The 13,804-nt window shown below is 34.8% G+C and carries 14 protein-coding genes; 9 read left to right on the forward strand and 5 right to left on the reverse strand.

Features of this window, described 5'->3' with window-relative positions; genetic code table 11:
* Positions 1-168 precede the first annotated feature (168 nt).
* The 9 genes from ES724_RS04445 to ES724_RS04480 all read left to right on the forward strand — a co-directional run bounded on the left by ES724_RS04445 (position 169) and on the right by ES724_RS04480 (position 9,784).
* Complete coding sequence (locus ES724_RS04445) at positions 169-510, forward strand: phage holin family protein (protein ID WP_026837488.1); 342 nt, start codon at positions 169-171, stop codon at positions 508-510.
* 83 nt (positions 511-593) lie between these two features.
* A complete protein-coding gene (gene tig, locus ES724_RS04450) occupies positions 594-1,916 on the forward strand; it encodes a trigger factor (RefSeq protein WP_146930125.1) in 1,323 nt (440 codons plus the stop codon).
* Positions 1,917-2,003: 87 nt separating this feature from the next.
* Complete coding sequence (gene clpP, locus ES724_RS04455) at positions 2,004-2,681, forward strand: ATP-dependent Clp endopeptidase proteolytic subunit ClpP (protein ID WP_146930127.1); 678 nt, start codon at positions 2,004-2,006, stop codon at positions 2,679-2,681.
* Positions 2,682-2,752: 71 nt separating this feature from the next.
* Entirely contained in the window at positions 2,753-3,985 is a 1,233-nt protein-coding gene (clpX, locus tag ES724_RS04460; RefSeq protein ID WP_146930130.1) for an ATP-dependent Clp protease ATP-binding subunit ClpX, read from the forward strand.
* Positions 3,986-4,160: 175 nt separating this feature from the next.
* Positions 4,161-4,289, forward strand: coding sequence for a hypothetical protein (locus ES724_RS16880; protein ID WP_262712792.1), 129 nt, complete (start codon positions 4,161-4,163; stop codon positions 4,287-4,289).
* A gap of 304 nt (positions 4,290-4,593) precedes the next feature.
* On the forward strand, positions 4,594-5,436 hold the full coding sequence (locus tag ES724_RS04465; RefSeq protein WP_146930133.1) for a GLPGLI family protein: 843 nt from the start codon (positions 4,594-4,596) through the stop codon (positions 5,434-5,436).
* Positions 5,437-5,467: 31 nt separating this feature from the next.
* Positions 5,468-6,298: a GLPGLI family protein gene (locus ES724_RS04470; RefSeq protein ID WP_146930136.1), complete on the forward strand. Its 831-nt coding sequence runs from the start codon at positions 5,468-5,470 to the stop codon at positions 6,296-6,298.
* 11 nt (positions 6,299-6,309) lie between these two features.
* Positions 6,310-7,116 (forward strand): GLPGLI family protein, encoded by an 807-nt coding sequence (locus tag ES724_RS04475; protein ID WP_146930139.1) that lies wholly within the window; start codon positions 6,310-6,312, stop codon positions 7,114-7,116.
* A gap of 25 nt (positions 7,117-7,141) precedes the next feature.
* The gene (locus ES724_RS04480; protein ID WP_246136818.1) at positions 7,142-9,784 is read left to right on the forward strand and encodes a carboxypeptidase-like regulatory domain-containing protein; all 2,643 of its coding nucleotides are present in this window, start codon (positions 7,142-7,144) and stop codon (positions 9,782-9,784) included.
* Positions 9,785-9,861: 77 nt separating this feature from the next.
* Here the strand turns inward: ES724_RS04480 and groL are convergent, their stop codons facing one another.
* The 5 genes from groL to lptE form a co-directional block, all read right to left on the reverse strand.
* Complete coding sequence (gene groL / locus ES724_RS04485; RefSeq protein WP_146930141.1) at positions 9,862-11,502, reverse strand: chaperonin GroEL; 1,641 nt, start codon at positions 11,500-11,502, stop codon at positions 9,862-9,864.
* A 122-nt stretch (positions 11,503-11,624) separates the two neighbouring features.
* Entirely contained in the window at positions 11,625-11,900 is a 276-nt protein-coding gene (locus ES724_RS04490; protein ID WP_026837493.1) for a co-chaperone GroES, read from the reverse strand.
* A 144-nt stretch (positions 11,901-12,044) separates the two neighbouring features.
* Positions 12,045-12,392, reverse strand: coding sequence for a preprotein translocase subunit SecG (gene secG, locus ES724_RS04495; protein WP_026837494.1), 348 nt, complete (start codon positions 12,390-12,392; stop codon positions 12,045-12,047).
* Positions 12,389-13,264, reverse strand: a complete 876-nt coding sequence (locus tag ES724_RS04500) for a hypothetical protein (protein ID WP_146930144.1) — start codon at positions 13,262-13,264, stop codon at positions 12,389-12,391. The genes secG and ES724_RS04500 overlap by 4 nt, the downstream gene beginning before the upstream one ends.
* Complete coding sequence (lptE, locus tag ES724_RS04505; protein WP_146930147.1) at positions 13,264-13,767, reverse strand: LPS assembly lipoprotein LptE; 504 nt, start codon at positions 13,765-13,767, stop codon at positions 13,264-13,266. Before lptE ends, ES724_RS04500 begins: the two co-directional genes overlap by 1 nt.
* Positions 13,768-13,804: the final 37 nt, after the last annotated feature.

The following is a 13,804-nucleotide window of genomic DNA, read 5'->3' on the forward strand; positions in this document are numbered from 1 at the left end:
GTTGAGTCTCGACCCCTAAATTAGTAAAAACAAGGTAGGGATAATTCACTAAGATTTCAAACTGTATACTTAGAGCGTATTAATTAAATCATAAAAACCAAAGCGCTGGATTTATTCCGATGTTTTTTTTGCATTTTTGTTAGATAATCAAACAAAAAAAGCAAAGAGATGAAATTTCTAATACGCATTCTATTGACCGCAGTTGCGGTAGTTTTACTAGCAAAATTTTTACCTGGTGTAACAGTTGCAGGATATGTAACTGCAATTATTGTTGCAATTGTTTTGGCTATTCTCAATTTGATAGTTAAGCCTATTCTGGTGTTGCTAACATTACCAGTTACTATTGTCACTTTGGGCTTATTTTTGTTGGTTATTAATGCAGTTATAATCTTACTAGCAGATGCATTTGTGAGCGGGTTTGGAGTAGATGGGTTTTTAATTGCCCTTATATTTAGCTTGCTGTTATCTCTTTTGCAAACTATATTATATTCTGTACTGGGATCAGATTAGAGGATGCTGAAATTCAGCAGTTTGAAACTTTGTGAACAATCCAAAAATGTGTACTTTTGCACACCAATTTTTAATACGTTACAATGAATATTACTAGAGAGAATATTGATGAATTGAATGCGATAGTAAAAGTAGATATCGCGAAAGACGACTACATTGAAAAGGTAGACAAGATCTTAAAAGATTACAAAAAGAACGCAAATATACCTGGATTTCGAAAAGGTCATGTTCCAATGGGGATGGTGAAGAAGCAATATGGTCAGGCTGTATTGGTAGATGAGGTAAATAAATTATTACAAGAAGCTTTAAACAAGTATTTAACCGAAGAAAAGTTAGATGTTCTTGGTAATCCTTTGCCAAAAGAGAAAGAGAACTTTAATTGGGATCAGGATAATTACAGTTTTGAATTTGAATTAGGGCTAACTCCTCAATTCGAGTTGAATTTAAAGACTAAAAAACCTATTACCCTTTACAAAATTGTTGCGGGAGAAGAGATGATTCAAAATCAGATCACCAATATCCAAAAACAATATGGGAAATTGATCTCTAAAGAGGTAGCTGAAGAAGGGGATGTTGTAGTTGGTACCATTGTAAATGAAGAAGAAAATATAGATAATTTAGGCACTATTTCTTTAGACCAATTAAAAGGGAAAAAGAATATCAATAAATTTGTTGGAGCAAAAAAAGGGGATTTAATTACATTAAAAACTAAAGGTCTTTTTGAGGATGATCATCAATTAGAAAAAGTTTTAAATGTAGAGCATGAAAGGATTCATGATTTAGATGTAGAGGTTACTCTAACAGTAACCGAAATCAATCATCAGGAATCTGCTGAGTTGAATCAGGAATTATTTGATAAGCTTTTCCCAAATTCAGAAGTGAAAAATGTAGAAGATCTTAAGGAAAAGATTAAAGAAGATGCTGCAAAACAATTTCAGCAACAAGGAGATCAGCAATTATTGAATGATGTTACTGAAGCTTTAATAGAGAATAATAAGTTTGATCTTCCAAAAGAATTTCTTCAGAAATGGATTCGCACAGTAGGAGAGAAGCCATTAACAGAAGAAGAAGCTAAAGAAGAATTTATAAAGAGCGAGCAAGGTTTAAGATTTCAATTGATCGAAGGGAAGTTGATCAGCGAGAACAAATTGGAAGTTAAATTTGAAGATCTTAAAGAATTCACTACTGCTAGGATCAAGGAACAGATGGCTCAATTTGGCCAAACAGATCCTGCAGAAAAGGAATTGGATGATATCGCTGCGCGTGTTCTTTCAAATCAAGATGAGATCAAACGTTTATCTGAACAATTGATGAACGAAAAACTCTTAGGATTCTATAAAGAAAATATCAGTTTAAAAGAAAAAGAGGTTACTTACGAAGACTTTGTTAAAGAGATCTACAAGTAGACTTTCTTAAATTTTTATACATATCTTTAAGGCGTTAAACCAATGGTTATAACGCCTTATTTACTTAAATAGAGAATATAATAAGCTATGGATTACGGAAAAGAATTCGAAAAATACGCCATTAAAGATCATGGCATCAACGGGAACTATTACGATAAGATTATCACTAGTATGAACCCAACGGGGATGACCCCAAATATTATTGAAGAACGCCAAATGAATGCAGTAGCAATGGACGTGTTTTCAAGATTAATGATGGATAGGATCATCTTTTTAGGGACTGGTATCAACGACCAGATCGCTAATATTATCCAAGCGCAACTTTTGTTTTTAGAAAGTACAGATGCTTCTAAGGATATCCAGATATATATTAACTCCCCAGGCGGAAGTGTTTATGCTGGATTAGGGATCTATGATACTATGCAATTTATTAAGCCAGACGTGGCAACTATATGTACAGGAATGGCGGCTTCAATGGGAGCCGTGTTATTATGTGCAGGAGCAAAAGGAAAACGTAGTGGATTGCCTCACTCAAGAGTGATGATCCACCAACCTTTAGGTGGTGCGCAAGGTCAAGCGAGCGATATAGAAATCACAGCACGTGAGATCGTTAGCTTGAAAAAGGAATTGTATGATATTATTGCCAAGCATAGTGGGCAAACTTACGAGAAAATTGAAGAAGATAGCGATAGAGACTTTTGGATGAAAGCAGATCGCGCGAAGGATTACGGGATGATAGATGAGGTTTTAACCCGCGATAAATAGAATGATTTAGGATACTGCTGAGATATTTCATATATTCTATAAGCAGTATTTAAATATTGAAATTGTAAGAAATGGCGAAAGATGATTTAGAATGTTCCTTTTGTGGAAGGAAAAAACCAGAGACTGATCTCCTGATCGCAGGTTTAGATGCACACATTTGTGATAAATGTATCGAGCAGGCTCATGGGATAGTTTTAGAAGAATCAAAACAAGGAGGCGAAAAGGAGTTGTCATCAGATTTGATGTTAAGCAAGCCGAAGATTATAAAAGCTTTTTTAGATGAATATATCATAGGGCAAGAAGCCACTAAAAAAGTGATGTCAGTGGCTGTTTATAATCACTATAAAAGATTATTACAACCTAAAAGTGATGATGATATAGAGATCCAAAAGAGTAATATCATTATGGTAGGGGAGACCGGAACCGGAAAAACCCTAATGGCAAAAACCATCTCTAAAATGCTGAATGTTCCATTGGCAATTGTAGACGCTACAGTGCTTACAGAAGCAGGTTATGTTGGTGAAGATGTGGAAGGTATTTTAACGAAGTTACTTCAGGCAGCAGACTATGATGTAGAGAAAGCACAACGCGGAATTGTTTTTATAGATGAGATAGATAAGATCGCTCGTAAAAGTGATAACCCATCTATTACCAGAGATGTTTCTGGGGAAGGTGTTCAGCAGGCTTTATTGAAGTTATTAGAAGGGACTACCGTGAATGTTCCGCCAAAAGGAGGAAGAAAGCATCCAGATCAGAAATTTATTGAGGTAGATACAGAAAATATCCTTTTTATTGCAGGTGGAGCTTTTGATGGTATCGAAAGAAACATCAGTAAGCGTTTAAATATGCAAGCTGTTGGTTTTAGTGCTTCTCAAAGTGACGATAAAATAGAGCGCACCAATCTTTTGAAATATATTATTCCGAAGGATCTTAAAGATTATGGATTAATTCCTGAAATTATCGGGCGTTTACCAGCACTTACTTACATGGACCCTTTAGATGAGGAAACATTAAGAGCAATTCTTACAGAGCCTAAAAATGCCATTATCAAACAATATCAAAAGTTGTTTGAAATAGATGATATTTCTTTTGAAATTACTGAAGATGCGCTTAATTATATAGTTGGAAAAGCAGTTGAATATAAATTGGGAGCACGAGGCTTAAGATCTTTATGTGAAGCAATTTTAACTGATGCGATGTTCGAAATGCCGGAAGGTGAAGAAACAGAACTATTGGTTACTAGAGAATATGCAGAAGATAAATTGAATAAATCTACTATAAGCAAACTTAAAGCAGTTTCTTAAACAAGGATTATAATTTATAAAAAGCCATCTGTATTTTTTACAGATGGCTTTTTTAATATCTTTAATCCCTCATTGAGGATTTAATTCCGCGAGGCTTGCCTCGAATTTTAAAAGTATTTTTTCAATTCATACCTCGTAGGCTTGCCCCGAGGTTTTCGATTTTAAAACTAATGTCATGGCAGAATCAAACAAAAAACAATGGAACTGGAAAATGATCTTAGTATTTGTTGTAGTTTTTTTGGTTGTAAGTCAAATTTTATCAGACTGGGAACATTTCAAGGAAGGGCTTTTTTCAGCTTTTTGATACTTTATTGAGGGTTTAATCTCGAGTTTTATGTTGGGTTTTTCAAAAGTATCTTCCGTCTAGATCTTTCAGGACATATTTCTCAGTGTCACCTCAAGGTTCTTGATTAATTATGGTCGCCTTGTTGAGTTTAGCTTTCATCGGTTTGTTAAAATTTAATAGCAATTAGGTAATTTAAGAATTTTAGAAAAAAGATAGGTTCTTTCTGTCTTATCTGAAACAACTATTTTTATAGTTATTCCTTTGATTTATAAAATTAAATCCCCAAATTGACAGCTGTATAAGACACAAACCTCAATTTCTTATGAAACGATTCCTTTTTATTTTGGTTATTACCTTCAGCTTAAATTCTTATTCTCAATCTGTAAAGGATATTTTAAAATATCGTGTGGTTTATGAATTAACCTATCAACCTGACTCAACTGATGTCAATTCCAAAAAATCTGAAACAATCTGGCTTTTTACGGGTGGCAAAGGTTCTTTGTTCTTAAGCGAACGAAAGGCGTTGAAAGATTCTCTTTCTCAAAGCATGAATATTTCTCAAATAGGTAGCCAGGATTGGAAAGATAAAACCGCAGCAACTAAAACCGATTTTGACTTTAAGATCTACAAGAATCGTGATCTTGATAAAATATATCATACTGAAAAAATATTCCAAGATGGCCTGTATTATATCGAAAAGGCTTCAGAAATAAAATGGAAAATAGAAGACGACACAAAACAAATAGCTGGTTATCCATCACAAAAGGCAACAACTTCTTTTGCAGGAAGGAATTTCATTGCTTGGTTTACTTCAGCAATCCCAATACCGGACGGACCATATAAATTTTCTGGACTTCCCGGTTTGATCCTTGAAGTTTCAGATGTTGAAAATGAATATGTTTTTCACTTTAAAGGATTATCGACTTCATTTGATCCTATTGTGAAAGCTTTTCCGCCAAAACTTTTCGGAGAATCTTCAAAAGAGGATTTTCTAAAATTAAAGCGGCAATATCAAGAAAATCCTATAAAATATATTAATAATTACGTTGGTGAAAGTGGTAAAAAAATAACTATTAGTTTCAATAATGGAAACGATAAAAATAAATACCGAAAAAAACGAAAGGTTCAATTAGCCAAAGAAAACAACCCCATAGAACTGGAATAACCTGTAATAGCAACTAAAAATTTAAAATATAATGAAGAAAATTTACCTAATTTTTATAATGACTATTGCGCCCCTGCTCGGTTTTTCACAAACTGAAATAGGAAAGGATTTTAAATATAAGGCTACTTATGAACTTACCTATCAACCAGACTCTACAGATGTAAATTCCATAAAATCGGAATCAATGATTCTTTACCTAGGTGACAAAATTTCCAGATTTTCTAGCTTGGGAACTGTCGTTGGTGACTCGTTAATGAAACATAGAGATAAATCTAACAAGAATATGGCCGCTTTTGCAAGGCTGCGATCCCAAATTCCTAAAACAGACTTTGATTATTATATTTATAAAGGAATCCCTGAAAATAAATTCTCCTATACCCAGGAAATCGTAAAGGATAATTACAGAGTTATTGAAGATCTGGCTATTTTCGATTGGAAAATCCAACCAGAAACCAAAAGTATTAATGGTTTTAAGTCTCAAAAGGCAACTACAAAATTCGCTGGTAGGGACTATACTGCGTGGTTCACTTCTGAAATTCCTATTCTAGATGGGCCCTATAAATTCAATGGATTGCCAGGTCTAATACTAGAGATTAGTGATCGGAAAAATCATTACTCATTTGTACTTACCGAATTTCAAAAATTGCGTGAACCTATTCCTTTTAAATTTACTCCAAACGATTATCTGCTTACTAAAAGAGACGAATTACTTAATATTTATGACGAGTATATGAGTAATCCCTTTGCTGCCTTAGGACGCCAGGGTATTACTCTAGACTTTCAACCTGGACAAAAAGAAAAAATGATGAAAGAGCATAGAGAAGAGCTCAAAAAAAAGAACAATCCTATCGAACTGGAATAAACCAAAAAAAAATGAAAACCTTCTGTTCCATTCTACTGCTTTGTTTTGTTTTTAATAATGGTTTTTCACAAAAACTGAAAGATCATTTTAATTACAAGGTAATGTACAAACTTACCTATCAGTTGGATTCTACTGATGTGGATTCAGAAAAATCGGAGTACATGACGCTTTTTCTGGGTGATGACTATTCAATGTATTCCAGTAGGGCGAAAACGCTCGCTAATCAAGTTGTTTATAACGGCAATACTGCGCATACCTCCAGAGCTGCATTGACCTATTTTCATTATGAAATTATAAAGGAAAAGGAAAAGGAAACCAGGCAACTTTTTTATACCCTCAAAGTTCCTAAAATGCAAGATCATTTTTATTACGTTCAGGATAAAAATTTGTTCGACTGGAAAGTTGAGAACGAAACAAAGTTTATCAAAGAATATAAGGTTCAAAAAGCGACAACTTCTTTTGCAGGAAGGGAATATGTAGCATGGTTCGCTACTGAAATTCCTATTTCAGACGGTCCTTATAAGTTCAACGGTTTGCCTGGACTTATCCTTGAAATTTACGATACTGAAAAACATTGGAATTTTGAATTCTTTGGATTTAAGAAATTATCGCCAAAAATGCAGTTCAAATTAAACTTGAATCAATACGTTGAAACTACCCAAGAAGAGTTACAAGATCTCTGGTACCGTTATCGGAGAGATCCGATGGGTTATGCTAACAATCCTAATGTAAAGGCTAGTCCGGAAGTTAAAAGAAAACTAGTGGAAGCCTTCACAAAGATGTTAGAGAAAGAAAATAATCCTTTGGAATTTGAATAATTTGAATAAATATTCCTGCTATATTTTGCTGTGTCTATTATTCGTAGGAACTAAAGGATATACTCAGTCGGTGATAACGGGGAAAATTTTTGATGAAAATAACCGGGAACTAAGCGGAGCCACTATAATTATTAGTACAGATTCCACTTCGGCCATTTTGGCCTATGGGATTTCTAATGAAAAAGGGAATTTTGATATAAAGCTGAATTCAACTTCAGATTCATTGTTTATTAAAGTATCCTTTATAGGCTATAAAACTTGGGCCAAAACCATTGAGAATAAAACCAGTCAACTTTCGGTACAGCTTACCCCATCTTCAGAAGAATTAAAAGAAGTGCTTATAGAGGCTAAAATTATAGAACAGCGTGGCGATACGCTTAGTTTTTCAGTTTCTGCATTTAAAGATCAGAAAGACCGTGTAATTGCCGATATTATTAAGAAACTGCCGGGAATTGAAATGAGACCTGGTGGTCAAATTTATTACAATGGTAAACCTATACAGAAATATTATATCGAAGGACTCGATTTGCTGGAAGGCAGATATAGCCTTGCTAATGAAAACCTTGCTGTAGATGATGTTTCTAAAGTGGAGATTCTGGAAAATCATCAGCCTATAAAAGTTTTGGACAGTCTGGAATTTTCAGAACGCGCTTCTTTGAATATAAAATTAAAGAAAGAGATAACCACTAGCGGGACGGCTGAAGTAGGATTAGGTTTGGCGCCTTTGCTTTGGAAAGCAAAAATAACCCCTATGATATTTACGAAAAAGAGGCAAGCTATTGTTACTTATCAAAGCAATAATACAGGGAGCGATGTCTCACGCGAAATCCGAGACTTTTCTTTCGATCTTTCTGGCAATGATTTTAGTATAGACAAAACTAATTGGCTCTCTATTCAAAAACTTTCGGAACCACCCTTCGCACAGGAACGTTGGTTAGACAATAATGTGCATTTGGGGTCGGTCAATTTCCTGCAAAGGATAAAAGAAGATGTAGATTTAAAAGTGAATCTTTCTTATTTAAATGACGCGCAAACACAGCAGGGGAGCACGCAAACTCGCTTTTTTACACCTACCGATACAATAAACCTGATAGAGAAAACGAATAATGATATATTTATTAATACACTGCAAAGCAAATTTACCCTAGAAAAAAACACGGAGAAGAATTATTTGAAAAACCAGTTGGAGCTTAACGCTTTTTGGGATTCCCAGCGTGGGTTGATACAGCAATCTGATGTTACAATTCATCAAAATCTTAACAATCCTTTTACCGCAATTCGCAATAAGTTACGGGTATTAAAAACCTTGGGAAAACAACTTATTACTTTCCGATCCAACATAGGTTATACCCATGCTAATCAAAATCTACTTGTGTCTCCGGGGCAATTTGAAGGAATTTTAAATAAGAGTGAACCTTATTCAGAAATTGAACAGATTCTAAAAACCTCACATTTTTTTACCAATAATTCGGCTGGCATTACCAAAGGTTTAGGAAAATTTACAATTTCCCCAGAAATAGGATTTTCAATAGAAAAGCAACAGATAGATAGTGATCTTTTTCTAAACGAAAACAACCAAATTTCCGAAACTGATTTTAAAAACAGGCTTGACTTTGTGACTTCAAATCTTTATTTCAAAAATGCTTTTCGTTTTAAAAGTAACGATGAAACCTGGAATCTTAGACTTAGTACACCGCTATCTCTTAAGTCTTTTAAATTGGATGATGAAAATATTTTAGTAAAACGAAAGATCGAGCGCTTGGTATTTGAACCAAACTTTTATGTGAAAAAGAAATTATCTGCCTTTTTGGAAAGCAGTATTTCCGCAGGTCTGAATTATGATTTTGGGGAGGTTCAGCAATTGTATTATGGTTTTATTTTGACAAATTACAGAAATTTGCAACGCTATAATGCTCCCATTGCGCAACAAGTCAATCAGAAATACAACGGTACACTTTCTTATAGAAATCCGTTGAAACGGCTATTTTTTAGCGGCTCTTATTCTTATACCCTTGCAAATAATAACCTGTTGTACAGCAACCAAATTAGTGAAAACGGGGCAAATGTTTTACAGGCGATAGAAAAGGATAATTTTTCAAACTCGAATAATTTCAATCTTAACGGCAGCAAATATTTTAGTAAAATTAATACCACATTGAAGTTGAGTGCAAATTATTCGGTAACAAAGCGGGAACAATTGCTAAATGGAAATTTTGTTGATGTAGGAAATAAAAATTTCAGGCTTTCCGGAAGTTTAGATGCGGAAATTTCAAGCTGGCTCACGGTGACCTACAACGGAATTTTTTCAGTTTATGAAACCGCCTTTGAAAATGCGCAACCTGCATTACCCACCGGGAGGATTCAGCAAATAAAAACAAATAAGCATACGGTAGATGCATTCTTTTATCTGGCCGATAATCAATATTTCAGTGGCGGAGGCGAATATTACGGCAACTCTCTTTCTGAAGAAAATGCGAACAATTATTTTGTGAATTTCAGTTATCAATATACATTTGAAAAGCCCAAGATTGACCTGAACATCGGCTGGAATAATATTTTAAATACCGATGAATTTGTAAATGCTTATACAAATGAATTTTCTTATGTGGAAAGCCGTTATCAGCTAAGGCCATCTCAGGTTGTAGCAAGTTTAAAATTTTCGTTCTAAAAACATAAACTATGAGCTATAAACAAAAACCCCGCTTTGTTAGAAGCAGGGTTTTTAATTTAGTGTGGCAATGCCACCTACATCATTCCGGGCATACCTCCACCCATTCCGCCGCCTGGCATTCCGCCACCAGCGCTATCTTCTTTTATGTCTACTAAAGCACATTCTGTAGTTAAGATCATTCCGGCAACAGAAGCTGCATTTTCTAATGCAATTCTTGTTACTTTCTTAGGATCGATTATACCTGCTTTTAGCATATCTACATAAGTATCGGTTTTGGCATCATAACCAAAATCTTTTTTACCTTCTAATACTTTATTGATCACTACGGAGCCTTCACCACCAGCATTTTCAACAATAGTACGCAAAGGAGATTCAATCGCTTTATTCACGATTTGAATACCGGTCATTTGGTCTGCATTTTCACCTTTTAAGCTCTCAAGAACTTTTTTGGCTCTAACTAAGGCAACACCACCACCAGCAACAATACCTTCTTCAATAGCCGCACGAGTTGCATTTAAAGCATCGTCTACACGGTCTTTCTTCTCTTTCATTTCAACTTCTGAAGCAGCACCTACATAAAGTACAGCAACTCCACCAGCTAATTTAGCTAAACGCTCTTGAAGTTTTTCTTTGTCGTAGTCTGAAGTAGTTGACTCTATTTGAGCTTTGATCTGTTGAACTCGCTCTTTAATAGTGTTGTTATCTCCAGCTCCATTTACTAAAGTTGTATTGTCTTTATCTATAGCAACTTTTTCAGCAGTTCCTAACATATCTAGAGTAGCATTTTCTAAAGAGAATCCTCTTTCTTCAGAAATTACAGTACCACCAGTTAGGATTGCGATGTCTTCCAACATTGCTTTTCTACGATCTCCAAATCCTGGAGCTTTCACTGCAGCGATTTTTAATGATCCACGAAGTTTGTTTACAACTAAAGTTGCAAGTGCTTCTCCATCTACATCTTCAGCGATGATCAATAATGGTTTTCCAGATTGAGCAACCGGTTCCAAAATAGGAAGTAGGTCTTTCATAGAAGAGATCTTCTTGTCAAATAATAATATATATGGATCTTCAAGATCTGCGGTCATTTTCTCACTGTTTGTAACAAAATATGGAGAAAGATATCCTCTGTCGAATTGCATACCTTCAACAACATCTACATGCGTATCAGTTCCTTTAGCCTCTTCAACAGTAATTACACCATCTTTTCCAACTTTCTGAAAAGCTTGTGCTATAAGTTCACCAATATGGTCATCATTATTAGCAGAGATAGATGCAACTTGTTTTATTTTTTCAGAAGAGTTTCCAACTTCTTTCGCTTGTTTAGTAAGATCTTCTGTGATCGCTTCAACAGCTTTGTCTATTCCTCTCTTTAGATCCATTGGGTTTGCACCTGCAGCAACGTTCTTAAGGCCTTCAGCTACGATAGCTTGTGCAAGAACTGTAGCGGTAGTTGTACCATCACCAGCAAGATCATTGGTTTTAGAAGCAACTTCTTTAACCATTTGAGCTCCCATGTTCTCTAGAGCATTATCTAATTCTATTTCTTTAGCAACACTTACTCCATCTTTAGTAACCATAGGTGCTCCAAAAGATTTTCCAATAATTACATTACGACCTTTAGGTCCTAAAGTAACTTTTACAGCATTTGCTAATGCATCTACTCCGCGTTTTATTCCATCGCGGGCTTCAAGATTAAATTTAATATCTTTTGCCATTCTTTTTAGTTTTTTGAAAATTTCACATCTGATTTATGCCAGGCATAAAAGCGAAATTTTTTAATTAATAAATTTTAGTTTCTTAATTTAAAACGCAGACTGCATTTTAAATGTGTAAGGGTTTACACAATTGCAAGAATATCATCTTCTCTCATGATAAGATAATCCTTCCCTTCCAATTTTAGTTCTGTACCAGTATATTTACCATAAAGGACTTCATCACCAACCTTAACGGTCATGTCATGTTTTTTAGTCCCTTTTCCAACTGCAACTACTTTACCTTTTTGTGGTTTTTCCTTTGCGGTTTCAGGAATATAAATACCAGATGCTGTTTTAGTCTCGGCAGCAGCTGGCTCGATAAGTACTCTGTCTGAAAGAGGTTTGATTTTTAAAGCCATTATGTAATGTATTTTAGTTAATTAATTTAATTTGTACAAAGCCTAAATGACTAAAATTATGCCACGCCATATATACTGACATTATGAAACAAAAAATGCCAGCTTATGACAAGCTGGCATTGTATATTATGATGTCAGGAGTGTTTATTCCTGCTCTGGCTCTTGTTCTGTTTGAACTGGAGTTTGTGTAGCTTCTGGAACTGTGTTTTCAATAGTGCCGTCACCATCTATCACTCTAGACTCAGAGATTCCGTTGCTTTCCATCACCGGGATGTTAGATAATAGGATTAAAGCCAACATTAAAGTAGCAAGGGTCCAAGTACTTTTATCTAAAAAGTCTCCCGTTTTCTTTACTCCTCCAATTTGCTGGCCTCCGCCACCTCCAAATGAAGATGAAAGTCCGCCGCCTTTAGGATTTTGTACCATAATTACTATTACTAGTAAAAATGCTACAATGATTATCAATGCTAAAAAAATAGTGAATGTGCTCATTCTTTTCCGGTATTATTTTCTTGTAATTTCTTAATTGCCCTAATTTGGTCTGCAAAGAAACCACTTTTTTCGGGATTTTTCAAACTTAAAATCTTGAAAGCTTGAATTGCTTTTTTATAGTTTTTTTGTTCCAGATAAACCCTCGCTAAAGTTTCTGTCATTAAAGCTTCTGGAGGAACTGTTCTATCCAGTGCAAAATTGGGATTGCTCGCAGGTTTGTTAGGTTTTATCTTGGGACTTTTCGAGATAAAATTATCTATAAGCTGCGATTTTCTAGATTTTAATGGAGACTCTGATTTTTGTTTAGAAGTATTTCTTTCTATAGGAGTTGCTCTAGTTAAACTCAACCATTCCGAAAAAGAATGCGATTCTTGAGAATTGAATTCTAAGGGTTTGCCAATATTTATTAAAGACTCTTGAGGAATATTTTCATTTTGTACCTCAGGAGTGGCTTGCTCTTTTAATTCTTCAAATAAAAACGGATCCATTACTTGGTCCGATTCTATTTGCTTCATTTTAATAGCTTCGTTTATTGCAAGACTTTTAGTTCCAAAAACTTCTTCAGGTTCAAAAACCGTAATATTTCTTAAGTTTTCTTCCTGATTCTTAATTTGTAAGGCAACCTTATCCTGTAGGAAATTCGTTGAGGTTATAAAATCGAACAAAACACTTCTATCTAAAGTATGTGCAGCTGTCTTTTTTAATTCCGAATTATAACGTGGACTATCCATGGAGTGTAATCCTTTAAGATAGGTGGCTCTAGCAGCCTGAAAAAATGGAAATTTCTCTAGAATAGGTTCCAATACGGCTATCTCTGAATTTTTTACAGGAGCAGAATTCGCAAATAAGGAAGTTAATTCTTTAGAATTCATTACCAATTTGTAAGCGTTGCGTTAAAAATATCTTGAGTGATTCTGGAAAAGATCTCCTCTAAGGCGGTATCTAGGGTAGGTCCTGTTAGTTGGGCATTTGCATCATAATCATAATAAAAGGAAAACTGCCTTTCAAGATCTTTTTCTGGCTGCAAGGTATTATAATATCTTAGGTTCACCGCAATTGTGAGCCTGTTTTGTGCAGCGGTATTTTGTGCTGTTGCTGTTATTGGTGCTACATAATAATCTATGATTTCTCCTTCATAAATAAGATCTCCTCCATCATTTGTTAGGGTTAAATTGGTTTGGCCCTGGATAAGATCTTGAAGCTGTATTGTGAAGGCTCTATCTATTCCAGGTTCTACTATATCTGCGTTATTCTGAAAATAATTCACCTGAAATGTACTAGCTGCGCCTGTATCTGCCCCGGTAAAAGAATAGATGCCACAGGATTGAAAGCTAAATAGCAATATGCAACTTAAAATAAAACCAATTTTATTCATTGAAAATAAATATTTAAAATCTTTAAACTTCCTGTGA

Origin of the sequence: Gillisia hiemivivida (assembly GCF_007997295.1) — a bacterium.
In the GTDB taxonomy this organism is placed as follows: Bacteria; Bacteroidota; Bacteroidia; order Flavobacteriales; family Flavobacteriaceae; genus Gillisia; species Gillisia hiemivivida.